Source organism: Pseudoalteromonas sp. PS1M3 (assembly GCF_016865405.1).
Classification (GTDB): Bacteria; Pseudomonadota; Gammaproteobacteria; order Enterobacterales; family Alteromonadaceae; genus Pseudoalteromonas; species Pseudoalteromonas marina.
Genome location: NZ_AP022624.1, coordinates 171279 through 196124, shown reverse-complemented (window position 1 = coordinate 196124; position 24846 = coordinate 171279). Strand labels below are relative to the sequence as shown.

The window sequence follows — 24846 nt, the reverse complement described above, 5'->3', positions numbered from 1 at the left end:
ACTCTTCTTTAGTCAATTAGGTATAAAGGCGCATTTTAATACGTCGCTATCCCCTAGGCTAACAAAAATTGAACTTTCACTCACTCCTCACTAACTTTATTCGCTAAATCAGTTAAAATGTCATTGAGCAAACCGCCAAGCACTGGCAGAATTGCCCTTTTTTTACCTTAACCTAAAAAGTGTATCAGCAACTATGGCAAACTTAGATCAAAGTAAGTGGTTTACTGAAATTAGCGTCCGTGACGGCAGCGCATTTTCATTACGCATTAACAAAAAGTTAGATGAAAAACAGTCTCCTTTTCAAAAAGTAGAAATGTTCGAAACCACAGACTTTGGTAATTTAATGATCATCGACGGGTGTACCATGGTATCAACCCGCGAAAACTTTTTTTATCATGAAATGATCAGCCACCCTGCACTTTTAGCACACCCAAATCCTAAAAATGTGGTTATTATTGGCGGCGGCGACTGCGGCACGTTACGTGAAGTATTAAAACACCCTGGCGTAGAAAGCGTAACGCAAATTGACATAGACGAAGTAGTCACACAAATGTCGTTAAAATACTTCCCAGAGCTGTGCGAGTCTAATAACGATGCACGCGCTACAGTTATGTTTGATGATGGCATTAAGTACATGCGCGAAGTGGCTGGTGAGTCTATCGACGTGGTTATTGTTGATGGCACCGACCCAGTAGGCCCAGGTGAAGGTTTATTTAACCATGCGTTTTACACTAGCTGCTTAAACGCACTTCGCCCTGGCGGTATTTTAGTGCAACAAAGCGAATCGCCACTTATGCATATGCCACTATTGGTTGAAATGCGTGAAGCGATGTTAAGCGTTGGCTTTAACGATTTACAAACATTGCCATTCCCTCAGCCTATTTACCCAAGTGGTTTATGGTCGGTAACACTTGCTCGTAAGTCTGAAGCATTTAATGGTTTTAGAGAAGACGGCGCAGCACACGTTGCAACGCAAAGTGAATACTACAACAGTGGTATTCACCATGGGGCTTTAGCAACACCTAACTTTATGAAACGCGCGTTTGATAAAAAATAATCAGTGTTAATATTCTAAAAAGGGAGCTCTACACGCTCCCTTTTTGTTACGTTAAACCTTAAACCGGTTAACTAATCGATTAAGCTCGTCTGTTAACTGCTCCATTTTATTTGATACATCTTGCGTTGTGCGCGCCAGCGACCCACCCTCTAAGGTTTGATCGTTAAGTGATGATAAGTTATGGCTTATTTCATCAGAAACCGTTGTTTGCTCTTCGGTTGCTTGCGCAGTTTGCATAGCCATATCGTTTACTTTAGTAGATGAACTTTGCATGGCATTGAGTATATCGTTAGTTTGCGAAAACGATTCCACAGCATCATCTGCAAATTGCTTACTCTCACCTATAGCATTAATCGACTGCGATACACTCGATGCAAACAACTCAATCATTTGTTGAATATCGTTGGTACTATCTTGTGTGCGCGTAGCGAGCGTCCTTACTTCGTCAGCCACAACCGCAAAGCCTCGTCCGTATTCGCCAGCACGTGCCGCCTCTATTGCTGCATTAAGTGCTAATAAGTTTGTTTGTTCTGCTATGGCACGAATCACCTCAAGGACTTTGGCGATGTTGTCAGAACTTTGTTGCAGCTCAGTAGAGCGCGCCATAGCTTGCTCCATGTTGCTAGAAAGAGAGGTAATTCGCGAACTAGAATTGGCCACCGCACTAAGCCCTTGTTGCGCTAGTTTTAACGAATTATCGGCTTCGCTTGATGACTGCTGTGCAACCCCTGCAACCTCTTTGCTAGCGGTGCTCATTTCATGTACTGCGCTTACAATAGATTCCGACGCTTGCCCCAAGGCTTGGTTTACACTGTTATTTTGGGTGGCCACTTTGCTAAGCTCAACACCTAAACTATTTAACTCTTTAGATTGCTCTAATATATCGCGTATTAATTGCTGTAAATTATCTAAAAAAGTATTAAATTCGGTGGCTAAGTCAGAAAACTCATCTTTAGACGTTACTTGTATTCGGCCAGTTAAATCGCCATCCCCTGAGGCAATATCACTAATACGCTTAGTCACATAATTGATTTGGCGAGTAAGTTGTTTAGGCACAATGTAACTAAACCAACTCGCTGCAATTAAAATAATAGCAACCACTGTCAGCATCATCATTTTTGTTGAAATGATATTGGATGAAAGCGTGATGATTTCTTGCTCCGAGGTTTTTTCAGCCAGCTCACCGGCTTTATCAAGCCTAATCCTTAAAGTGGCAAATGCTTGCTCTGAATTCGTTTGTTTAGCTTGGCTATTTTTATCAGCCATGTAGCTTTTTGACGCTGCAAGCCAAGCATTAAAGTCGTTTTCAAAGCCATTTAGCTCTTTAGCTATACTGGGGTAATCTTTCATTAAAGATAAATACTGATTAAGTTTATCAGTAACTTGCATTGCATTTTCTTCGTGCTCTGCCTGGTACTTTTCTGTATTTTTTGAATGAGCTACTAAATTTAATTCGGCCACTTTAGCTTGGTATAGGTCGCGGTCTGCGTTTAAAGCAAGAGACAGCGCCTTAATAAACTTTTCAGACTGCACATCAAGTGCATTTTTTTGTAAGGTTATTAAGTAGGTATACCCCACAATTAACGAGAGTATGGCAAGTCCTAATACAACAATAGGAAACGACACTTTAACGCGAATACTATGCAAATTCATTTTATCACCCTGCAAGGCCCTAAACGCCTCTTACAAATTAAACCTAAAATTGCAGTAGGTTGATAAAACCTAAAACTTCCATTGCGTGTTAATCATTACTTGCTGCTGCGAAGCTCGCTGCTGCAGCCCCATTGCAGCTCTATTGTCTACAAAACTTTTTAGTGCTGAGCCTTCAATACCAATTTGACCATGTTTGCTAAACGCGTAACGCCAAGAGGCTGTTACCCCTTCGCCATTGCTTGCATTTGGGTCAAATACCGTCGTGTCGTTATCGGTTACATTAAAGTAATCGTACCGCAACGATACTCTATGCTTACCTTCTTTATGGCTTAGCATTAAATAATGGCTATAAAAGTCGTTATCTATTAATTTGCTATGCCCCATTTCGGTTTTACCGCTTAGTACCTGTGTTATAAAACGCATTTTATTATTAAATTTATATAACCATGCAGCACTGGTAAAACGTGTATTCCATGCATATTGTCCTGAGCTAATGTTCAGTTTAGTTGGATCGCCATTATTGTCGTAATAATAAACTCTAAATTGTGATTGTTTTAAATAATCCCAGTGAACACCAAGGTAATAACCAAAGCGCCCATCAACTTCTTCAAATGGTAAAACCTGATTTGCCTGCCAACGCAATGCATATTCGCTAAGTGCTGCAACGGGTGCAAACCTAATACCTTCGTTAAATGTAGTTTGCCTGTCGTGCATGGCAAAGCCACGCCAAGACAGCAGCGTGCCTGTAGGGTCGTTACCTTTAAATGTTGCCCCCACTAAACTAAAACTATGCGGGCTGTTAAAACGTTTAGCGGGGCGTTTTATTGTTACCTCTGCGCCAACGGTTCTAAGCTCTTCACCTATCCAACTATTAATTGCTGAATTGGTATAGTTGTAAGGAGATGTCCAGCCAATATCTGGGTTCTCTAACGACATTAGCGGATAAAACCCACCCACTCGTACATGCCACTTATAAGCGCTACTAGTTAATGGTTTATATGTAAAATAGGCTTGTGTTAAACCTAAACCTACATCAGGGTCCTGATTAACGTTTAACACCCCATGAGCAGACCAACTTGTTGCTAAATCGGCGCGCACGTCAATAATACCTTGCGATAATAAAACCCCATCGCTTTTAGCATCGTGTCGGTATAAGCCGGTGCCTCCGTCTTGAAAACTTTTTAGCGCATCACCTTGAACTGCACGCACTTGTAGCAGCCCCTTAACCTGTGCACTGATTGACGCGCTAAATAAAAGCACACCACTCACAACCGCATATTTGAGCATGTGGTTAATAATCATCAAATTCATCCGTAGCAAAATCAAACTGCTCGGTTATGGCTTGCTTCACTTTATAAATAAATGGAGCTTGCCCTATGGTTACTTTTTTAGACTCAACATGGCTTATATCGCCAAACCCAGAATGCCACACATTAAGTGTGTACTCACCTGGCTCTACGGTTAAATTTACATGTCCGCTGTTATCGGTAATATCAAAAATAGGGCTATCAACAACCACAATATAACCAAGCATCCAGTCATGAATGTTACATCCCAACTCAACAACACCGGTTTGATCAAACACTAATGGCGCCTTGGGTTGTTCCTTATATAACTTTAATTCAAACGTTTTTGCCTCAGAAAACGAATACACATGATGCAAAATTGAATCGGCGTTTGGAAATTCCACTTTTGCATTTTGTGGTACAACTAAAATGCGCGGTGTAAACTCCCTATCTTTTTGCACCATAGAATAAAGCGTATCCGCTTGGCTGGATTGACTAGAAAGCACCTCAGAAGTCAGCCACACCACGGCATCAGCCATAGGCTCGTTTTTATTATTGTTAACCGTGATAGAAACCGCTTGCGCCTGCCAAGTTAATAACATGACTATAATTAACGTTAAATATTTGAACATCATCTTACTATTCTTATTTTTCAAATTATTTACAGTATAGACCTATTAGGTGACTTATTTCTTTCTATTTTATTGATAAATGAATACGTATGTAGATATTCGTATTTGTTAACAACAGCCTTTATTCTGATAAGTCACACTGACACAGTAAGGATCTCTTAAATGAGAACATCAGCACTTTTGCTTTTCGCTTTTTCGGGCAGCTGTTTTGCACAAACAGCCACATTACAATCGCCCAACGGCAATATTAAAATAACTATTTCTGACGAATTAACGACCCCAAGCTATTCAATCGACTTTAAAAACAAACCGGTTATTAATAGCTCCGCGCTTGGTTTTAAATTTAAACAACAAGCCCCCTTTAGCGAAGGTTTTAAAATAACCCACACACAACAAAACACACAAAACACCCAGTGGCAACAACCCTGGGGCGAGCGACAAACCGTTACCGACAACCATAACGAAGTTGCTGTTACATTTAAAAAACCACAAGGCGGCGTATTTACTGTTAAATTTAGAGCCTTTAACAACGGCGTGGGCTTTAGATACGAAGTACCCAAGCAACCCGGTTTTGAAAATATAGAAATCACAAAAGAACTTACCGAATTTGCCATTACCGACAGCCAAAGTGCAACAGCGTGGTGGATCCCAGCCCGAGGCTGGAACCGTTACGAATATGTTTATAACACCACCCCAGTTAACGACGCTCCCTTAGTACACACCCCTTTTACGTTTAAAAACAAAGAGGGCGTACACGTTAGCATTCACGAAGCAGCCCTTGTCGATTATGCAGGTATGACCCTTAACCAGCGTCGACCAGGTGTTTTTCAAGCTGATTTAACACCGTGGTCTGACGGCATTGCAGTAAAAAAGCAAGGCGCATTTAATACACCGTGGCGTACTATTCAAATAGGCAGTAAAGCAGTCGACCTGATTAACTCCGATATTATTTTAAACCTTAATGAGCCAAATAAATTAGGTGATGTTTCGTGGGTAAAACCGGGTAAATACGTCGGTATTTGGTGGGGTATGCATATAAATACGCAAACATGGGGCAGTGGTGAAAAACACGGTGCTACAACTCAAACAACCAAATACTACATGGACTTTGCCGCAGAGTATGGCTTTGACGGCGTGCTAGTAGAAGGATGGAACATAGGCTGGGATGGCGACTGGTTTTTTAATGGCGATGTGTTTAGCTTTACACAACCCTACGACGACTTCGATATTGAGGAGCTTACCCGCTACGGTAAGCAAAAAGGGGTGCAGTTAATTGGCCACCACGAAACCTCAGGCAATGTAACTAACTATCGCAATCAAATGGAAGATGCCTTTGCCCTTTACGAAAAGTCAAACGTAAGCCAAGTTAAAACGGGCTATGTGGCCGATGGCGGAAACATAAAACGCATAGATGAAAACGGCATTGCCCGCCATGAGTGGCACGACGGTCAATTTATGGTTAACGAATACCTTTATAACGTAAAGCTCGCTGCTAAACATAAAATTAGTATCAACACTCACGAACCTATAAAAGACACTGGCCTGCGCCGTACCTACCCAAACTGGATTGCGCGCGAAGGCGCACGTGGGCAAGAGTTTAATGCATGGGGCACACCGCCTAACCCGCCAGAGCATATCCCTATGCTTGCGTTTACCCGTATGCTGGCAGGGCCAATGGACTTTACTCCCGGTATATTTGATATGGGCTTTAATGGCTTAGGCGATGATACAAACCGCCCACAAACAACGCTTGCCAAGCAACTTGCACTTTATGTTGTGCTGTATAGCCCGATTCAAATGGCTGCCGACCTACCTAAAAACTACTTAGCTAAACCCGATGCTTTTCAGTTTATTCAAGATGTACCAACCGATTGGCAGCAGAGTATTGCGCTTGATGGCGAGGTGGGCGACTTTATTGTATTCGCTCGTAAAGAACGAAAACGCGATAAATACTCAGGAAACGATTGGTACTTAGGTGCAGTGACTGACGAAAAAGCCCGCACTATTGAAGTAAAACTCGACTTTTTAGAAAAGGGTAAAGAGTTTGAAGCGCATATATACCAAGACGGCAAAAACGCTGAATGGAAAAACAAGCCGTATGATTTAGATATCGAAAAGCGCGTAGTTAGTGCAAACGATAAGCTAACTTTAAAACTAGCAACAAGCGGCGGCACTGCCATCCGCTTTAAAGCACTTTAGGCTTCACGGTTATATCAGTTTTACAGATATTTAAGTGTTACAAATACAAAACTCTGCACAGGTTATTGTGCAGAGTTTTGTATTTTTATAGGCAGATAAATTTGTGCACGTAAGCCGCCTTCTTCGCTCATTCCCTCACGACGTAACATGATACAAAGCACCTTCGAACTCTAATATTAACGGCCTAGCCACTTTTTTACCTATCTATGTTAGTAAATTAATAACTAAAGATTAAGCACTAGTCGGCTAAAAAGCAAAAAACAAGACCTGACCCCATAAGCAATTAGCTGTAGACATAAATTTAGATCTTTGATGTCTGAAGTCAAGATTTGACCCTAATCACTTTAAAAACGAGGCTAATTATAGTACCAGTTTGTAGACTTTTAAGGGGTTTGCAAGATGCAAGACCTGACCCTGTTAATTTTTCAAAGGATAAATTCATTAAGGTTTACATTTAATTTTATTACCTGCTAAATAGTAAATACCATCCAGTGTACCAACTAATGATGGTAAATTAGAGAAACACTGAGAAGTATATTTAATAGGGAAGTAATTCCTTATTTTTTGCTGTTCATTATTATAATCTTCCCATGTAGCTTCAATCATACCGTTCCATAAATTGATACACTCGTCATTATTAGTGAATATTACTGGCTGAATATATTCAACTGAATTAGATTTATCCCAATAAACATATCCCATGTAAATATTACCTAAACTATCTTCAAAATTAGTTCGAACTAACAACTGATAATTATTTAAATAGTCTTCTTTTTTAAGCGGACGTACTGTAAGTTCATCTTCAACTGAGTCATCCAATGGGAAATACCACACTGGACACCCTTTAATGTCTTCTTCTTTTAAATCATAAACTTGCTTATCCAAATCTAATCAACCTTATTGTATCAGATGTTCAATTGACCGATATAAATCAGGCCGTCCTAAATCATTATACGCTTTTTCTAACCCTGTTCTTATTTGTTCTGAACTATATTCAGCTTTTTTACCTCCAACCATTGGGGGGAGGTACTTTCTAATTGCACTGTGCATGGATTTTGGATTTCCCGCACCTGTATGAGAAAACTGCGTTATCATTGTAGCAGGATGATTTTTCATCATACTTTCAGTGTACCCTAACATTTTCCCTAAATACCTAGGTAAAATATGATGCGCTTGAAAGCCTTTCGCAATTCCTTGCAAATTGGCGAAAGTAGGACTAATTATTGGTATAGAAAATGATGCTCTTATCCCTTGCTGAGCTTTACTTGCCAAAGTTCCAGGAATTATTAATGTAGCATACTGTTCCCACCCTGCTTCTTTTTCATATGCATCCATATCAGCAACACTTTGTGGAGATGGATGTAACCAAGGAAGTCGCGAACTATTTCCGTACAAAATATCAAATGATGCTGTCTTAACTACTGACTTAAGATAGCCAAAGGCACGACTACCTGATATAGGCGTTATACTTCCTGAAGTAAAGTCACTTAAGTTATTAGCAGTTTCGCTCGGTGAGTTTATATCTGGTAAATTTGGTCCTGTAGCTCGCGCTTTCTCTTGTTTATTTGGTGCTCCATTACTAGGTGTATTGTTTATGGGTGCACTAGGGTTATCACTATTACCATCTCGACTCGTATCTCCAGATGCTGCGCTATTACTAGGGTTATTTTGTTCTTCCTTTGCACAAGGATCCGGAGCGCAAGTTATCACAATATCAAGAGGCTCCTCTTCATAGCCTGAAGGATCATGCCCATTCACAGGATTATTCATTATATACGAGTAAGGATTAATACTCTGGCTATTCGTTGGGCTTTGAATAACAGGATCAACACTCATAAACCGACCTAGGTTATAATCGTACACCCGACCGTTCATATGGATTAGCTCTACACTATCTAAATGCTCATGGTCAGTAAAGCCTCGATTCGTTTTTGCATCCGCCAAATCATCTAGTTTTGAAGCCCCAAATGATTTTAATCCACCACTGGCTAAACGTGGTTTGCCAAATGGGTCGTAGTTTCGCTCTGATTCTACTTGCCCGTTGTGGTCGGTAAATACCCGCGCACTGCCTAGGCGATCGCGGTGGGTATAGCGGATGGTTGCGCCCTCATTAGTGGTTTGGCTTATTACGGCAATGTCGTCTATGTAAGCTCGCCAGGTGGTTTTTGTGCCAGTAACTTCTTCTTCATATAATTTATCACTGTAAAAAGTAGTCACGCTGCCATTTACTTGTTTAAAGCGCATATGCTGCGGGCCATAAGTAAAATTGAGAGTTTTACCGTCCTTTACTATTTGTGTGGGTTTATCCATCGCGTTATAGGCAGCGCTGGTTAAACCATCACCACTGGTCATGTTGCCTCTCGTATCATAACCAAACGACTTCCAACCACCGCGATAAACACGTTTTACTGCATTGGGCCCGCCTGTTACGCCGTTTTCATAATCATACTGCGTTGCATAGTCTGATTTTGATAACAAATTACCCACCGCATCATAGCTATAGTTGATTGTGCTGATACCATTAACGGCATTACTCTCTAAACGGTGTAGTGCATCGTAGCTGTAAGTTTCACTAAAGCTATGCTGATTGCCAATATTACCTGTCGTAATATCAACTGCTTTTAAATTACCAAAACCATCGTACGCGGAGTAATCGATGTTCATAATGTTGCTATTATTTTTAGCTATTGTTTTTAGGAGCATTTGCCCACTTTTGTTACTGTAAGCAGTATTTTCAGTGAGTCCATTACCTAGCGTATTTTGAGAGCCATTACCAAATATGTCGAATTCAGTTATATTTTTATACACATAACCACTAGCCGCATTTTTTACCTGCGTTTGATAGCCTACGTCATTGTAACTGTATTCAAGTGTGAGGTTGTTGGGGTAACGCAGCCCTTTTACGCGGCCATAATTACTGTCGTAGAAGGTGGTTGTGGTATAGCTTTTACCACTGCCTGCAATGGTTTGACCGCTTGGGCGACCGCGACTGTCGTAAGTGTAGGTTTTGGTTACGCCATTGCCTGTGGCTTGGTTTAACTGCCCTAAACCATACGTTGCGCTGTCATAGGTATACGTTAATGTATTTTCACCTGTGGCGGTGCGCCGCGTTACACGGCCTAATACGTCGGTGACATAAGTCAATGTTTTACTGCCAACGCGTGCCTCTCGTTGCAGCTCACCAAAGCCGTTGTACTCAAAATTAGTGACGCCTTGGTTAGGGTCATCCACCTGTGTTTTTTGGCCTAAGCCGTTGTAGGTTGCCTCTATGTTGTTGCCATTAGCATCTTGAATAACAATAGGTAAGCCTTGGTTATTATAGCTGTAACGAGTAACACCATTATCAGCATCCACCGTTTGCATAAGCTGTTTAAGGCTATTGTAGGTACGCGACATATCCAAGGTGATGCCATAACAACTATCATAGACCTCAATATCTGTCTTAAGTCCACTGTAGCTGTAATTAGTAGTCATGTTACCGCAATGTTGATTGGTTACTTTTTCGATTACGCGGCCAAGTGCATCGTGTTCGGTGTATGACGTACCATAAACTGCACCTCCTTCTTTATAGGGCATAGATTCAAACGTTTTATAGCCAAGGCTGTTATAATTAACGTCACTAAACACCCAGTCACCATCGAAATTCTGCACAGCTGTACGTAATGTTCGTCCCAGCGCATCTAGATAGATTTTTTGCATAGGCTGCCCTGCTGAGACATTTAACACTTGTATTATTGCATTAGCTGGTGCTTGTGCGTCAGGTGTTTGCATTGCACTGTAACGGGCCGGACTGCCATCAGTCTGAATACTGTAAGGGCGGTTATAATCATCGTAACCAAAGTTTGTCACTTGATAGCTATTGCTACTAAGCTGCTGACGAGTTTGGGTTATCTGCCCTGTTGCAGGGTTTACTTCGGTGTAGCTAATATGCCCTTTAGCATTAGTTTGTTTATATGGAAAATAACCGTCAGTAGCTTCAACAGTTCCGTCTTTACTGTAGGTGGTTGAAGTTGTACGTGTTTGGTCGATCCAACTACCACTACTATTACGCACTTTTGTGGTTTGACTAACAGATAATGGAAGGCCGTAGGCATTATAGATAGTATCTATTTCACTCCCATAACCAGATGATGAGCCACCAAGTGTTGCTGTAGTTGTTATTGTTTGTGGCTGTCTACTACCATGGTAATTACTGTATTCACTTCTAATGCTCGTTTCTTGATCTAAGTCTGCATCCGTTATTGGGTCGTTTGTACTGCGCCCAGCTACACGAGCTATAGTTTGTATTTTAGTATTAAGTTTATTTAACCACCAGTTACTTTCGTTACCCTCATACTCGCGTGTTTCACTTGTGGTATACGTACCCCAAGCGTCTTCAACTTGCGTAGATGATGCAGTTACATTGCCATATTGATCTAACCTAGTAATATTTTTATCGATGCGTGTTAGATCTTGTTTAGTAACTAAATCTCGAGTAATTTGTGTAGTTTCATTTGGGTATAAATTATAAACGTCAGTTACACTGTGAGTTGAGTTCTCTTGCCACTCAGTATTTGAATAACTTACCGCATAGGTTTCATTATCACTAATACCTAGGTGCCCGCTTCCCCTTGTTGCATAATCATCTTCGCTAAATGTAGCTTGTCGCTTTAGCTTGCCTTGATACGGAAAAATTTGCTCAAAATCAGTTTGAGTGACTAAAGCACGATCTACATCTTTTTCTATAATTGATTTAAAACCCATAAAACCACGGCCTTGCGTTTGGTAAACACCATCAATGTAGTGGTATTGCTTACTACGTGTTTCACCAAGCCCGTTCGGCTGCTTAAATTTAGCAACAACTTTTTGTGAAGACCCTAGCTTTCTCAATGTCACATCAGCTAAAGGCGCATTATTAACACTGTAAATACCTGTACTCAAGTTTGCATTGCGGCCAAGTTGTTGGTATTCAAACTCTGCCACTAAACCAAAGTCATTATCAATGCGTTTTAACGTCCGACTTGTCCCACCTTCTAATGCATATGTATAAATCCCCGCATCAGGTGCTGCATCAGGATAACAATAAAAACGACCGCTTGAATAAGGTATTTGTACACCGCAAGATGTATCTGAAGAATGTTGCCTAAAGCCAAGAGCTGTAACTACTTCTTGCCAGCCATCACCGTTTACATCAACAACACTCGTTGTTGCTAAGCCGCCTAATAAATCTGCACCATCGGCTTGTAATATTATCTCTTCAAATGTTAAACCATTTTCGTTCGGTTTAAGAACACGCCAAGTCCACACATCATATTTATGATAATAACTACGCTCCCCTGTATCTTCATCCCTAATTAAACAAACTTGATTGTTGGTTGCATCCCAACAATGGTAAGCATATGCTCTTCTATAAGGGGCAAGAATATCCATTCGCCCGTCATTATCATAATCAAACACTTGTACAAAGCTATTAATTGTCGACTCTTCATATGTATTTTCACGTGCATCAGCCCACACATTAAACTCTGGTAGCCCTGTGTTTGATCCTGTTGAAAATTGCCCGCCACCAAAATTAAGGTGCATAAACCAATACAACTTGTTCGTTGACCCATCTTCTTTTAACGTCATTATATCAAGTAAGTTATCCCCGTTGACATCAAGCCATATAGCCTTTTTCATACGCGAAGGAAAGAAGTCAGGATTTATTCCTAAATCATGATTAGTGAATAACAATGTGCTACCTGCTACAGAGAGCTCAACCCACTTCCCAAAATCAGGATAATAAACATCAGGTGTACCATCCCCATTAATATCAGCAATACTAAATTTAGGAATACTTAAGGCTACGTTACCAATATGAATGAAGCCACTAATAGGCTTACCTGTAGCATCGGTGTTTCTAAGGTAAACTTTGAGCTGGCCATTCGCTCTATCTTGGATGATAAAATCCGCGTAGCCATCACTGTTCATGTCTTGAGCAAAACTATTACAAGGCTCACTCATCGGATTATATCTACCATCATTAACGACAACCAAATCACACGCCGCAGGGATATTTGTAGAAAAGACATCCTCATAAGCTCCTGTCTCACGATTTAGCTCAACAATAGATAATTTTAAATTGGAGTCTAAATAAACAAAATCAGCGATGCCATTCAAGTTATAATCGATATAACCACTAATTTTATGAACATTCACAGCACCATTATTAAACTGGGAATAGTCAGGGAAACTCGTAATATCAAAAGTTGTTTGATTACCTGCAATTTCTTGCACCTGTTCAAGCATTTTTATGTCATTCAGACCATCACCAGTATAATCGCTGCTGGTGTCATAAAATGAGCCTGAAGCCAAAACCATATCTGTTGGCTCTATCGCAACATTTGCATAAGGATGGTCATCGGTATTACTAAAAGAAAGCTCTTCTATATTCCATGCAAAATCAGTAGCAGCCAATTGATTGCCCGTATTGCAAGTGGATGACTTACACAGCTCTAGGCGACTTAAATAATGCTCATCATAAATAAGGTGGTAACTTTTCTCGACACTCTCCGTAGAGTCATCTGGAATGATATCTATCCTAGCAAGGTTCTGTGTGTTTTCGTATTTGCCACCCCATACATAACCAAAACCTGATTTGTAACTTGATTGATATACAAAGCTGATCATTTTATCGCCAGAACTACTTATATTAGCACTCGATTTAGTGTAATAAATACCAGTTAAAAGCTTCTCACTAACACCAAAGTCACCGTATTCATAGTTTATAAAGTTGTTCTCTGTTGCATCGTGTTGATACTGCATTAACCAAGAGTAAGTAGCCGTTTTACCACTATGAACTAACCGTGATTTTGCGTCTTTACCAAAATAAGCAACTCGGCCATTTTTATATTCAACTCTGAACCATGTAGATGAGCCATTTAGTGAACCACTTTGTGTTACACGCACAAAGCTATCTATTTCAGTACGATATTCAGTCCCTGAGCTTCCATAGCTACCTGATGTATTAATTAAACGCTGACCCTCTAAGCACAGCCTGTCATTACTATTATATTGTGGGTTTTGCATGAAGCCATCTTGTGCATATGTGGCTGCGCACCTTGTAATACTTGAGCTAGCAGATAGCGACCACCCCATTCCGGCAATACCATTACCACTGCGGGATGAATAATTAAGTGATACTTCAGGCTGCATGCCAGCTCTGCCCGGCGGTAATTGGATTGGAATATGATACGTTGAGGCGCCACCACTTACACCAGCTTGCCCCTCCAAGGTACCTATTAATTGGCTACTAGGAGCAACGGTGTCAATAAAGTTACTTGCATCATTTGGGGTCTGTGTAGTAAGTGTCGAGTGTGGGGTTAACAAAACAGTAAAGTCTTTGAATGTTATGTCACTGTCACTCCAATTTGATTTAACTGCTTTTGCACACACTCTTTTGCTCTGAGTTAAAGAAAAAACAGGAGCAGAAGACTGCCAGCCTGAATTAGTACAACTAGCATTAAGTGATATTAATTTATATTTTATAGTTGCGTTTTGATTGGAGGTTATCGTTATATTGTCGCCAGCTGTCACTTTATTTAAGTCAGGTTTAATAGATGGTTTATTTAATTTAAGTAAATAGTCTTTACTTACAGTGTCGCTATTTTTCCAACCAGCCTTTACTGTATAAGCACACACTTTTTGGCTTGCTCTAAGAGTAATTGGTGACGAATAAGAATTTACAGAACCATTTGTACAACTACTTCCTCTTGAAACTAATTTATATTTAATAGATGCATTTTGCTGAGAATAAATTGAGACTTTGGCGCCATCAACTAATGGAGTTGTTACATTAAAGATTGGAGGCTCTAATTGCAAAGTGTAACTTTTAGATTGTGTGTCACTATCTTTCCACCCGCTTTTATTAGCTTTAGCACATACATTAGCTGACGAAGAAAGCTTAAATGCATTTTTGTAAACCTTCCAACCATCAAGATTTGAGCATGATGAACCTAAACCAATAGTTTTATAAAATATTGTTGCAGAAGGCTCAGAAGTAATTGAAACATAAGTGTTGTACCGAATAGTACTTGTCGACGGAGCAATAATTGGCTTAGGTAGTTTTTTTACTTCAGGAACTATTATGGGAGGGCTAACTAAATAATCACTGTACTTATTTTCGCCATTAATTTTTTTTACAGCTCGAACCCTAAATACGTGTTTGCTATATCCCGCTAATGAAAAGTAATAACTCTTGTAGCTTAACCCTTCTGCTACTACCCTAAAAGAACTATCATCCTCAGATACTTCGACCGAAAAAGTGGTTTCTGAATCGCAAAAACCGCTGCACGGAAGTGCTACTGCCGATGAACTACCACTACCATATAACAACCCTCCACCATCATCATAGCTTCCCCAACTCCAAGAAATTCTGATTGAACTCTCATCTTTTGTAAATGCGAAAGCTGTTGGAGCTTTTGGATTAATTGTTATTGGTTCTACTGGATAAAACATCCCCATAGAGCTTGCAGGAAAGCAAAAAACGCTTAGCAATATAGTAAAAAAAACAAGGGGTACAAGATTATTGTTGGGATAAAACGAGATTTTCACACTTTGTTCCTTAAAGTTTAACAGCCGACGCATATTAACAAAAAAAAACAAACATCAACATTTTAAACCTTAAAAGTTAACAGTTTACTGTAGTCGGCTATTTAAAAATAATTAGGAGTTAGGTGTATGGGATATAGACTTGTGTTTACAAGCTTAGTTAATGACTTACTTTTACTTAACACTTGCCACCAGCGGCGGCACTGCCATCCGCTTTAAAGCACTTTAAGCTTCACGGTTATATCAGTTTTACAGATATTTAAGTGTTACAAATACAAAACTCCGCACAGGTTACTGTGCAGAGTTTTGTATTTTTATAGGCAGATAAATTTGCGCACTTAAGCCGCCTTCAGGCCGGTTTTCAAGTTTTACTTTGCCGTCGTGCATATCAACAATACGCTTAATAATAGCAAGGCCTAGGCCACTGCCCTCACTGCCTCGCGCAGCATCACCTTGTTTAAACGGTTCAAATACCGACTCTAATTCACTTTCAGGAATACCTGGGCCATTATCGTTTACCGCAATGACCACATACTTCTTATTGGAGTTATAATAACTAAGTACCTCTATATCGCCGTCAGAATAACGAATTGCATTTTCAATCATGTTAGTTACAACACGCTTTATAGCCACGCTGCTGAGCGGAATACTCTCTATACTTGGGTTACTTTTAAAGGTTATAGAACGCTGATGCTTTAACTCACAATTAACGACTTCACCCACTAACGCGTTTATATCTTCACAACTGAGTTCTTCGCGTTTGTGGTGACGTAAATATTCAATAAATTGATCGATAATACCGTTCATATCTTCAATATCGTAAATAATCCCTTCGCGAAGATACTCGTCTTGGTCGCTCATCATCTCGGTTGCTAAACGAATGCGGGTAAGTGGTGTGCGTAAATCGTGAGACACACCCGCCATAAGTAAACGCCGGTCGTTTTCAAGGGCAGCGATACCGCGCGACATTTGGTTAAACGCACGCGTTACTTCTATTACTTCAGTAGAGCCTTCTTCTTCTAGCTTGGTGCTAAAATCGCCTTTACCTACTTTTACAGCGGCTTGTTGCAGTGCTTTAAGCGGGCGGTTTAGGTGGCGTGCAAATAACCAACCACCTAGCACACTCAAAAAGCCAATACTTGATAAGTAAAACGTTAAAAATTCGAGGTTGTTTTCTTGATACCCTGAAAGCGGAATTTTAACCCAATAGCCAGGCGCTTGCGGGGCCTCTATCCAATAAACGAGTGGGCCAGTTTGCGTAATACGCACCCGCGCCGAGCCATTTAACTGCGCAGACATACTACGTGAAAGCATGGGGTATTCACGGGTTTGACCAAGCCCTTGGCGCATGGCTTCGCGCTGGGTCATGACATCAATACCGGTTATTTCAAAAAACTTTTCTGATAAGTCGTCGTTTATTTCTATACCGTCTTCCCAGTCAATAAAAACAGTTTTAACTTGCTTAGCAAGCATTAAATTCACTTGCTCTATGGTCGGTTTTACAACATATAAACTGACTGTTACATAAGACACAACTTGGTTTATAAGTAATAACGCCGCTACCAAAAATACAGTTTGCCCAAACGCACTACGTGGAAAAAATCCCATAAAAACTACTTTTCACCGTCAGGAACAAACACGTACCCTAATCCCCACACAGTTTGAATATAACGCGGGTTAGCCGCATCTATTTCAATCATGCGGCGAAGGCGCGACACTTGCACATCAATACTGCGCTCTAGGGCACTGTAATCTCGGCCACGCGCTAAGTTCATGAGTTTATCGCGGCTAAGCGGCTCTCTTGGGTGTGACACAAGCGCTTTAAGTACGGCAAACTCGCCGCTGGTTAGCGATATTGTTTTATCGCCTTCGCTCATTTCACGAGTGGCTAAATTAAGCGTAAATTTACCAAAGGCAATTAGGTTTTCTTCTGCGGCGGGCGCACCTGGCACTTCTTTAGCGCGGCGGCGTAATATGGCTTTAATGCGCGCAAGTAACTCACGAGGATTAAATGGCTTTGGAATGTAATCATCTGCGCCAAGCTCTAAACCAATGATGCGATCGACTTCGTCGCCCTTTGCGGTGAGCATAACAATAGGGATTTCGTTTTCTTTTTGGCGTAACCTACGGCAAATAGATAAGCCATCTTCACCGGGAAGCATTAAGTCGAGAACCATTAAGTGAAAGTTTTCACGCTCTAAAAGCCTATCCATTTGCTCTGAGTTTGCAGCGGTTCTAACAATAAAACCTTGCTCTACTAAATAACGCTCCAATAAGCTGCGTAAGCGCATATCGTCGTCTACAACCAATACTTTTGTCGTTTCGTGTCCCATTACCTGTTTCTTATTTTTATATCCAATTAAGTATTAATATAAATGAAAAAACAAATAATCAAAAACTAATTACGGCCTTAGATTGTTACTGAACATTTCAAACAACAATAATGGCTGCTTTAAACACTTTAAGCTCGACAAATTTTTCTAAGTTTATTACCGTGCCCATCATTAGAGCTAATAATTAAAAGTCGATGAAAACAAATTTAATTACCCGTGAAGGCTATTTGCAACTGCAACAAGAACACGACCACCTGTGGAATGTAAAACGCCCTGAAGTAACAAAAATAGTCAGCTGGGCAGCAAGCTTAGGCGATCGCTCTGAAAATGCCGACTATCAATATAATAAGCGACTGCTGCGCCAAATAGACCGACGTGTTCGCTATTTGCGAAAGCGTATTCCCGATTTAAATATTATTGATTACTCCCCCGTGCAAGACGGAAAAGTATTTTTTGGTGCGTGGGTCGAAATAGAAAATGAGCAAGGCGACATAAAAAAGTTCAGAATTGTTGGCCCAGACGAAATTTACGACAGAAAAGACTATATTTCTATCGACTCACCCATGGCTCGGGCGCTTATTAAAAAACAAGTTGATGACGATTTTGAAGTAATGACACCGCAGGGAAAAAAAGAATGGTACATAAACTCAATTGAATATCAAAAAACGGCTAAGTAGTATTTGATTCAGATCATATTAACTTTTGATTGTTTAAATTATCTCATTAGGCTATATATAAATAGCTCGCACATAATTTTAATGTGAGATTAGCAAAGGTTGTAATGGTTATGTCAAACGTAGTACAGCGCATATTTAGTAATGCCGTATTGTTTGCACTTTTTATGAGTGTGAGTTTGACTTTGCATGCCAGCAAGCAAAACACCAACCTTGAACACCCAACCGTTTTAAATAATTTAATTGCCTTAGATATTCCCGATCAGGCAACTCCTGACTTTGACGAAGATTCATTTGTTGATGTCACTTCCCTTAAGGCAGCTCAACCACTCCCTAAAGGCGCTCACTCTTTTTACAAGAGTTCATCTTTTAGCAGACCGTTTAGCACTGCGTACCAACGTGGGCCCCCTGTTATTTAATTTAATTTATTACTTTCAATTTAATTAAATTTTTAACTAATAGGTGGATATTATGTCTAACTTTAAAGAATTACGTACCCAAAATATCTCTCATGGTGTTATTGCAAAATCATTTGCTGACAATCAACCGTTAATCGATTTGGCCTCACCCGCTTTAAAAATGGTGAATAACTTTACACAAAAAAAACCTGTTCGAGCACAGCACGAAACAATAATCGCTGATGCCCTAAAACAAACGAGCAGCCAGCAGTCTGACTTTGTATTAGTAATGGATGACGACCACAAGCTAATAGGTATTGTTTCAAGTGCTGATTTACAAAGTGCTAAAATTACTATTATTGCTCAACGTTTAAATACACCGCGAAATGAAGTGAGCCTTCGCCATGTAATGACCCCAATAAACCAGCTAATGGGTGTCAGCATGCAAAGCTTAAGTTATGCCTGTGTGGGCGATGCTTTGCAAACAATGGAGCATCAAGGGGCGATGTTTTTATTAGTAACAACAGCCAATAACGAAATATGTGGATTAATTTCAGCTCGCCAAATTGCTAAAACATTACATATTCCGCTGCACATTAGCCCAATTGCCACTTCGTTTAGCGACGTACTAGAAAGCGTAGACCACCCTCATTAGAGGTTGTTTTATCGCTTAACTATCTCAACCAAAGCAACCGTCTTAAAGCAAGTTAAATAGCTTGCTTTAAGAGCTTTTTATTACAACTTCATGTGATATTATTCAAGCAATTAGCCGACCCAGATATTTATTTCTGGTCTTATTTTTTGTTTAAAAAGGTTTTTGCATGAGCGATATCTCTGCACGTTTAGCCAGTGAGCTAAATGCACAACAACAACAAGTTGTTGCTGCAACAAAATTACTTGATGAAGGCGCAACTGTTCCCTTTATTGCCCGCTACAGAAAAGAAGTCACCGGCGGTTTAGATGACACTCAATTGCGCTTACTAGAGCAGCGTTTATCTTACCTTCGAGAACTTGAAGAGCGTCGTAGCTTTATTTTGTCGACTATCGAATCTCAAAAGAAGCTCACCGCAGAGCTCAAAGCCGACATCACTAGCGCGCAAAGTAAAACAGAACTCGAAGATTTATATCTTCCATATAAAGCAAAACGCCGCACCAAAGGCCAAATAGCCATAGAAGCAGGTATAGAGCCCCTAGCCGATGCGTTATTTACCGACGCGAGTTTAAATCCTGAGCAACACGCTGAGCAGTACATTAATGCTGATAAAGGCTTTGATGACACAAAAGCCGTGCTTGATGGTGCTAAATTTATTTTAATGGAGCGTTTTGCCGAAGATGCAAAATTACTCGCTAAATTAAGAAGTCACATAAGCCAAAACGGCGCAATACAAAGCACGGTAATTAAAGGTCAAGAACAAGCGGGCACTAAATATCGCGATTACTTCGATCATCAGGAGCTACTTACTAAAGTACCTTCTCATCGTGCATTAGCTATGCTGCGAGCTCGCAACGAAGGCATACTTCAATTAAATGTAAACCCTGAACCAAGTTCTGAAAACCCTGCTCAACTTTGTGCAAACATGATTGCACAGCACTACCGCTTAAATATTACCGACCAAACAGCGAGTGCTTGGCTTTTAAGCGTGGTGCAATGGGCTTGGAAAATTAAGCTAGGTTTACACCTAGAAAACGAATTTTTTGCAGCCATGCGCGAAAAAGCAGAAGCAGGCGCTATTGATGTATTTGCTAAAAACTTAAAAGACTTACTAATGGCGGCACCTGCAGGTCCACGCACAACACTTGGTCTTGATCCCGGTTTACGTACCGGTTGTAAAATTGCTGTTGTAGACAGCACAGGTAAACTGCTAACTACGCAAACTATTTTCCCTCATGCCCCACAAAATCATTGGGATAAGTCGCTGCGTACACTAGAGCAACTTTGCCGCCAACACAAAGTAGAACTTATTGCCATTGGTAACGGTACAGCGTCGCGCGAGTCAGACAAATTGGTTGCTGAACTAATGAAAGCAAATACCGAGTTAAAACTTAATAAAATTATGGTGAGCGAAGCTGGCGCGTCGGTTTACTCAGCATCTGAATTTGCAGCTAACGAATTTCCTGACTTAGATGTGTCATTACGTGGCGCGGTATCGATTGCACGTCGCTTGCAGGATCCGCTTGCTGAACTTGTTAAAATAGAGCCTAAATCAATTGGTGTAGGGCAATATCAACACGATGTGTCGCAAAGCCAACTCGGACAAACACTGACAGCCGTTGTTGAAGACTGTGTAAACTCGGTAGGTGTTGATTTAAATATGGCGTCGGTTCCTTTACTTACACGCGTATCAGGATTAAACAAAACCTTAGCGCAAAACATTGTAAATTACCGCGATTCCAATGGATCATTTACAAAACGTAGTGAGCTAAAAAAAGTAGAACGCTTAGGGCCAAAAGCATTTGAACAAGCTGCTGGTTTCTTACGAATTAACAATGGCAGCGACCCACTTGATAACTCATCAGTTCACCCTGAAGCCTACCCTGTTGTTAAGCAAATTTGCGAAAAAAACAACGCAGAAGTAACCACATTAATTGGTAACAGCGAATTTTTAAACAAGCTCGTTGCTAACGACTACACCAACGAAAAATTTGGTTTACCTACGGTTACCGATATTATTACTGAGCTTGATAAGCCGGGTCGCGATCCCCGTCCAGAGTTTAAAACGGCTGAGTTTAAAGCGGGTGTAGAGAAAATAAGTGACCTAAAACCAGGTATGATTTTAGAAGGTGTTGTATCGAATGTTGCAAACTTTGGTGCGTTTGTAGATGTAGGTGTTCACCAAGATGGGTTAGTGCATATTTCAGCTATTACGAATAAGTTTATATCTGATCCTCGCGAAGTAGTTAAAGCGGGCGACATTGTAAAAGTTAAAGTAGTGGAAGTTGATGCCTCGCGTAAACGTATTAGCTTTACCATGCGTTTAAACGACGAAATAGACACCAGCAACAAGCCAGCCCCTGCTGCACAAAAACAACAGCCGCGCACTAACAATGCGCAACCAAAAGCTGCTAAACCTAAACGTGATAGCGGTAATGCGGTTATGGGTAACGCGTTTGCTGATGCATTTGCGAATGCCAAAGTAAAAAAATAGCAGGCCATATAGCTTGTTTAGCTTTTAAGTAAAAATCGGAAAGCGCTCTACGCTTTAAAATAAAAAAACCGCGAAAGCGGTTTTTTTAATTCAAATCAGTAAGCATTAAAAGCAATTTATTGAGGAAAGTTTAATATTCGGAGTTCAGGCTATTGCTAAGAGATTGCTGAAAAACCACTTTGTGTGGATGGCGAAGTTGCCATTTGATAAAAATTAGCAATTCGCCCTGCGCGTGCTTCAACGTCTGCATCTCGTGTTTGCTCTTCACTTTCTGCCGTTTTAGTTTCTTGAGCTTCACTGCTTGTGAATGACGCTTTACTATTGTTTTCAGCGCTGTCGTCTTCCTCATTTTGAGGCGCTGCAAGTTCAGCCTGAGCTGCTACCAGCTTTTGAGTCGCGTCTGACGCTATTGATCGATCAGCACCCGAAGGCTCCGCTGGAGCTAGGGCTGCAGCTCTAACCGTTTGCATTTTTTCTATGGTTGCTTGGGGATCACCTGGTATTTCAGCAACGTCAATTTGTACCTCGCCGCCCACTGCATAGTTAGTGCCGTCAGGACCACGTTGATATTCGTAACTTGGCGAACCGGCATATTTACCGCCTACAGAAGCATGGGCTTGTTCGTGAATACGCACTTCAGTATCGCGCGCTTTTAGCTCTTTTATTTGCTGCTGCTCTTGCTCTAAAACTTGCTGTTCTTGCTCAGACTCTTGTTGCTGCGCTTTTTGCTCTTCAGACTCCTCTGGATTCTCGGCGTTTTCATCGTCGCGCGCTTGAACCACTTTTTCGTCAGCTAACTTACCTGATGCACTATACGTTGCACCCTCATTATTACCCGGTAGTTTGGCTTTTTCTGCATCGCTTTGCGCTTTGGTTTCGGTATTACTTGCGCTATTTGCAGAAGGAGCAGGAATGACTTCCCGCAGTTGATTGTCACGCCGAGCGGTTTCCGTATAAACATTAGCTGTGTTTATATTGATTGATGGAAATGGCGTGACAATATTCATTACATTACACTTTTATGTCGACTAACGTACCTAGTACGTCATCAGCTGTTTGAATTGTTTGCGCATTAGCTTTAGCGTTAAATTCTTCAACTTTTAGGTTAACAAGTGATTCGTCAATACGCGCAGGCTGAGCAACCGGTGCTGTTACTGCTTCGTCTGGCGTTGCTGCAACTAACTGTCGCTGTTGTGCAAGTTGCGCATCATCTTGCTGTTCTATACTGGCACGGTTTATTTCTGCGCTGGCCTTTTCAATACCTTGGCTTGCACGGTTAAACCCTTCAACACCATTATTAAATACAGATCCGATTGACATGGTAAACCTCCACCACTTAAATATTGTTTAATTATCGCTCAGTTTGTGCGCAAAATAAAGCTTTACGGGGAGCAATTATCGTCGCATTTTTAAAGCATTGATTTAACGATAGATAAAAACTCATTTTTGTGAGAAATAAACGGAGCATGAGATGCTTTATCTATTACTTGGTATTCAAACTCAGCATTTAGTACTGACATTTTAGCTATTGCTTTATACGGCACTAATGCATCTAAGCGACCAAATACACCCATAATTTTTACCGGACACGTTGCAAATAAATCGCGTAAATCATCATTTTGTAAAATATCTAAACCGGCGGTTAACGCCTCACTGTTGGGTTCTGAATATTTATTTAGCAATTGTTTAAGCTGCTTTATGTCATCTCTCGCTGACTCACTTCCCATAGCCTGAATAGCCAAAAAGCGCTCAATGGTTTTTTCTCTATGATTAACCAATTGGTCTTTAAACTGAGTTAGTACTTTTTCACTAATTCCCGGCCATTCACAATGCTCTGCAAAATAAGGTGTCGATGCGACTAAAATAACCTTCGATACTTTTTCAGGCCAATGTTTTGCAATGTATAGAGCAAACAAACCACCTAAAGACCACCCCATTAAAATAGAATGAGGTTTTAACTGTTGGCTTAATTGCATAGCGGCATCATGCAAATTATACGGGGTTGGTAATGTGGTTGCGCTATTACCAAACCCAGGTAAATCAAGGCTACGTACTTGTCCTGTATATAAGTTTTCAAGCTCTGGCTGTATAAGTTGCCAAACGCCTTGATTCATTCCCCAACCATGTAAAAGTACTAACTCTTTTTGCATATTTGCATATTCTTAACCAAACTTAGGCTCATAATAACGTTTAAAAAGATGATTGCAATGGAAGGCACTATCTCATGAAAGGTCTGTTTAACTGGCTGTTCCCGTCGTATTGCGTACAGTGCAAAAGCCCTGTAAGTGCAAGCCTAGGTTTATGCGAATATTGCTTAGAAGATTTAGCATTACTAGATGTAACTAAACACCCAAATTTACTTCACCGACCTGATATTGTTGATATGTTTCCTAACTGCGAATTTGACAGGTTATTTGCTTGCGCTTTTTACCGCCCTCCATTTGAGCAGTGGCTAACCCAACTTAAATTTAGTAACCAAATTCATTACAAAAAAGCACTTCAGCAGGTTGTACACAGGCAGCTCAATGCGTTTTTTAAATACAGCACGCAATCTCCTGATTTATTCATAATTTTACCTTTGCATAAAAGCCGATTTTTAAAGCGAGGTTTTAATCAAGTAAGCCAAGTATGGCACCCTTGTTTGTGCTCTCGCGTTGTTTTAAATAATGCGCTTATTCGTAATAAGAAAACCCATGCGCAATCGCAGCTCACTAAAGCAAAACGTATTAAAAATCTAACCAATGCATTTATATGTACTGAAGATATGAGCGGTAAAACAGTCGCTATTGTTGATGACATTATGACAACCGGCGCAACATTAAATGCCGCAACTCAGGCTTTAAAGAAGGCCGGCGCTAAACAAGTGTGGGCATTCACAACCTGTTTAACGCCAATTTAGT

At 40.5% G+C, this 24846-nt stretch carries 17 protein-coding genes; 7 read left to right on the top strand and 10 right to left on the bottom strand.

Annotation, left to right across the window (positions count from 1 at the left end; translation table 11 throughout):
* Positions 1 to 193 precede the first annotated feature (193 nt).
* Positions 194 to 1057, top strand: coding sequence for a polyamine aminopropyltransferase (gene speE, locus PS1M3_RS00940; RefSeq protein WP_008129849.1), 864 nt, complete (start codon positions 194 to 196; stop codon positions 1055 to 1057).
* A 51-nt stretch (positions 1058 to 1108) separates the two neighbouring features.
* On the opposite strand, the gene PS1M3_RS00935 is transcribed toward speE, so the two are convergent.
* The 3 genes from PS1M3_RS00935 to PS1M3_RS00925 form a co-directional block, all read right to left on the bottom strand.
* Entirely contained in the window at positions 1109 to 2710 is a 1602-nt protein-coding gene (locus tag PS1M3_RS00935) for a methyl-accepting chemotaxis protein (protein WP_008129848.1), read from the bottom strand.
* 69 nt (positions 2711 to 2779) lie between these two features.
* Positions 2780 to 4012 carry a hypothetical protein gene (locus PS1M3_RS00930; protein ID WP_008129847.1) on the bottom strand — a complete coding sequence of 411 codons (1233 nt, stop codon included), beginning with the start codon at positions 4010 to 4012 and terminating at the stop codon, positions 2780 to 2782.
* Complete coding sequence (locus PS1M3_RS00925) at positions 4002 to 4628, bottom strand: methylamine utilization protein (RefSeq protein ID WP_033025471.1); 627 nt, start codon at positions 4626 to 4628, stop codon at positions 4002 to 4004. The genes PS1M3_RS00930 and PS1M3_RS00925 overlap by 11 nt, the downstream gene beginning before the upstream one ends.
* Positions 4629 to 4790: 162 nt before the next feature.
* On the opposite strand from PS1M3_RS00925, the gene PS1M3_RS00920 reads away from it, so the two are divergent.
* On the top strand, positions 4791 to 6827 hold the full coding sequence (locus PS1M3_RS00920; protein WP_008129845.1) for a glycoside hydrolase family 97 protein: 2037 nt from the start codon (positions 4791 to 4793) through the stop codon (positions 6825 to 6827).
* A 441-nt stretch (positions 6828 to 7268) separates the two neighbouring features.
* Here the strand turns inward: PS1M3_RS00920 and PS1M3_RS00915 are convergent, their stop codons facing one another.
* From PS1M3_RS00915 to ompR, 4 genes are all read right to left on the bottom strand, one after another.
* Positions 7269 to 7712 carry a hypothetical protein gene (locus tag PS1M3_RS00915; protein ID WP_008129844.1) on the bottom strand — a complete coding sequence of 148 codons (444 nt, stop codon included), beginning with the start codon at positions 7710 to 7712 and terminating at the stop codon, positions 7269 to 7271.
* 12 nt (positions 7713 to 7724) lie between these two features.
* Complete coding sequence (locus tag PS1M3_RS00910; RefSeq protein WP_239104472.1) at positions 7725 to 15398, bottom strand: SpvB/TcaC N-terminal domain-containing protein; 7674 nt, start codon at positions 15396 to 15398, stop codon at positions 7725 to 7727.
* Positions 15399 to 15686: 288 nt separating this feature from the next.
* Positions 15687 to 17003 (bottom strand): two-component system sensor histidine kinase EnvZ, encoded by a 1317-nt coding sequence (gene envZ, locus PS1M3_RS00905; protein WP_006793807.1) that lies wholly within the window; start codon positions 17001 to 17003, stop codon positions 15687 to 15689.
* Between the two features lie 5 nt (positions 17004 to 17008).
* The gene (gene ompR, locus PS1M3_RS00900) at positions 17009 to 17728 is read right to left on the bottom strand and encodes a two-component system response regulator OmpR (protein WP_006793806.1); all 720 of its coding nucleotides are present in this window, start codon (positions 17726 to 17728) and stop codon (positions 17009 to 17011) included.
* Positions 17729 to 17922: 194 nt separating this feature from the next.
* On the opposite strand from ompR, the gene greB reads away from it, so the two are divergent.
* From greB to PS1M3_RS00880, 4 genes are all read left to right on the top strand, one after another.
* On the top strand, positions 17923 to 18405 hold the full coding sequence (greB, locus tag PS1M3_RS00895; RefSeq protein ID WP_006793804.1) for a transcription elongation factor GreB: 483 nt from the start codon (positions 17923 to 17925) through the stop codon (positions 18403 to 18405).
* A 110-nt stretch (positions 18406 to 18515) separates the two neighbouring features.
* Positions 18516 to 18821, top strand: coding sequence for a hypothetical protein (locus PS1M3_RS00890; protein WP_008129110.1), 306 nt, complete (start codon positions 18516 to 18518; stop codon positions 18819 to 18821).
* 52 nt (positions 18822 to 18873) lie between these two features.
* On the top strand, positions 18874 to 19455 hold the full coding sequence (locus PS1M3_RS00885; RefSeq protein WP_008129108.1) for a CBS domain-containing protein: 582 nt from the start codon (positions 18874 to 18876) through the stop codon (positions 19453 to 19455).
* Positions 19456 to 19621: 166 nt separating this feature from the next.
* A complete protein-coding gene (locus PS1M3_RS00880) occupies positions 19622 to 21946 on the top strand; it encodes a Tex family protein (RefSeq protein WP_203985775.1) in 2325 nt (774 codons plus the stop codon).
* Positions 21947 to 22101: 155 nt separating this feature from the next.
* On the opposite strand, the gene PS1M3_RS00875 is transcribed toward PS1M3_RS00880, so the two are convergent.
* The 3 genes from PS1M3_RS00875 to bioH all read right to left on the bottom strand — a co-directional run bounded on the left by PS1M3_RS00875 (position 22102) and on the right by bioH (position 24096).
* A complete protein-coding gene (locus PS1M3_RS00875; RefSeq protein ID WP_203985772.1) occupies positions 22102 to 22953 on the bottom strand; it encodes a putative metalloprotease CJM1_0395 family protein in 852 nt (283 codons plus the stop codon).
* A 4-nt stretch (positions 22954 to 22957) separates the two neighbouring features.
* On the bottom strand, positions 22958 to 23266 hold the full coding sequence (locus tag PS1M3_RS00870; protein ID WP_006793799.1) for a hypothetical protein: 309 nt from the start codon (positions 23264 to 23266) through the stop codon (positions 22958 to 22960).
* Positions 23267 to 23355: 89 nt separating this feature from the next.
* Complete coding sequence (bioH, locus tag PS1M3_RS00865; protein ID WP_203985769.1) at positions 23356 to 24096, bottom strand: pimeloyl-ACP methyl ester esterase BioH; 741 nt, start codon at positions 24094 to 24096, stop codon at positions 23356 to 23358.
* A gap of 74 nt (positions 24097 to 24170) precedes the next feature.
* Between bioH and PS1M3_RS00860 the strand changes: the two genes are divergently transcribed.
* The gene (locus PS1M3_RS00860) at positions 24171 to 24845 is read left to right on the top strand and encodes a ComF family protein (protein WP_006793797.1); all 675 of its coding nucleotides are present in this window, start codon (positions 24171 to 24173) and stop codon (positions 24843 to 24845) included.
* Position 24846 lies beyond the last annotated feature (1 nt).

What these genes read in the sequence shown, in the direction of transcription:
- speE (WP_008129849.1), top strand. Translation starts at nt 194, where the DNA reads ATGGCAAACTTAGATCAAAGTAAGTGGTTTACTGAAATTAGCGTCCGT.
- PS1M3_RS00930 (WP_008129847.1), bottom strand. Translation starts at nt 4,012, where the DNA reads ATGATTATTAACCACATGCTCAAATATGCGGTTGTGAGTGGTGTGCTT.
- PS1M3_RS00870 (WP_006793799.1), bottom strand. Translation starts at nt 23,266, where the DNA reads ATGTCAATCGGATCTGTATTTAATAATGGTGTTGAAGGGTTTAACCGT.
- PS1M3_RS00860 (WP_006793797.1), top strand. Translation starts at nt 24,171, where the DNA reads ATGAAAGGTCTGTTTAACTGGCTGTTCCCGTCGTATTGCGTACAGTGC.
- ompR (WP_006793806.1), bottom strand. Translation starts at nt 17,728, where the DNA reads ATGGGACACGAAACGACAAAAGTATTGGTTGTAGACGACGATATGCGC.
- PS1M3_RS00875 (WP_203985772.1), bottom strand. Translation starts at nt 22,953, where the DNA reads ATGAATATTGTCACGCCATTTCCATCAATCAATATAAACACAGCTAAT.
- envZ (WP_006793807.1), bottom strand. Translation starts at nt 17,003, where the DNA reads ATGGGATTTTTTCCACGTAGTGCGTTTGGGCAAACTGTATTTTTGGTA.
- PS1M3_RS00925 (WP_033025471.1), bottom strand. Translation starts at nt 4,628, where the DNA reads ATGTTCAAATATTTAACGTTAATTATAGTCATGTTATTAACTTGGCAG.
- PS1M3_RS00890 (WP_008129110.1), top strand. Translation starts at nt 18,516, where the DNA reads ATGTCAAACGTAGTACAGCGCATATTTAGTAATGCCGTATTGTTTGCA.
- PS1M3_RS00880 (WP_203985775.1), top strand. Translation starts at nt 19,622, where the DNA reads ATGAGCGATATCTCTGCACGTTTAGCCAGTGAGCTAAATGCACAACAA.
- greB (WP_006793804.1), top strand. Translation starts at nt 17,923, where the DNA reads ATGAAAACAAATTTAATTACCCGTGAAGGCTATTTGCAACTGCAACAA.
- PS1M3_RS00935 (WP_008129848.1), bottom strand. Translation starts at nt 2,710, where the DNA reads ATGAATTTGCATAGTATTCGCGTTAAAGTGTCGTTTCCTATTGTTGTA.
- bioH (WP_203985769.1), bottom strand. Translation starts at nt 24,096, where the DNA reads ATGCAAAAAGAGTTAGTACTTTTACATGGTTGGGGAATGAATCAAGGC.
- PS1M3_RS00885 (WP_008129108.1), top strand. Translation starts at nt 18,874, where the DNA reads ATGTCTAACTTTAAAGAATTACGTACCCAAAATATCTCTCATGGTGTT.
- PS1M3_RS00920 (WP_008129845.1), top strand. Translation starts at nt 4,791, where the DNA reads ATGAGAACATCAGCACTTTTGCTTTTCGCTTTTTCGGGCAGCTGTTTT.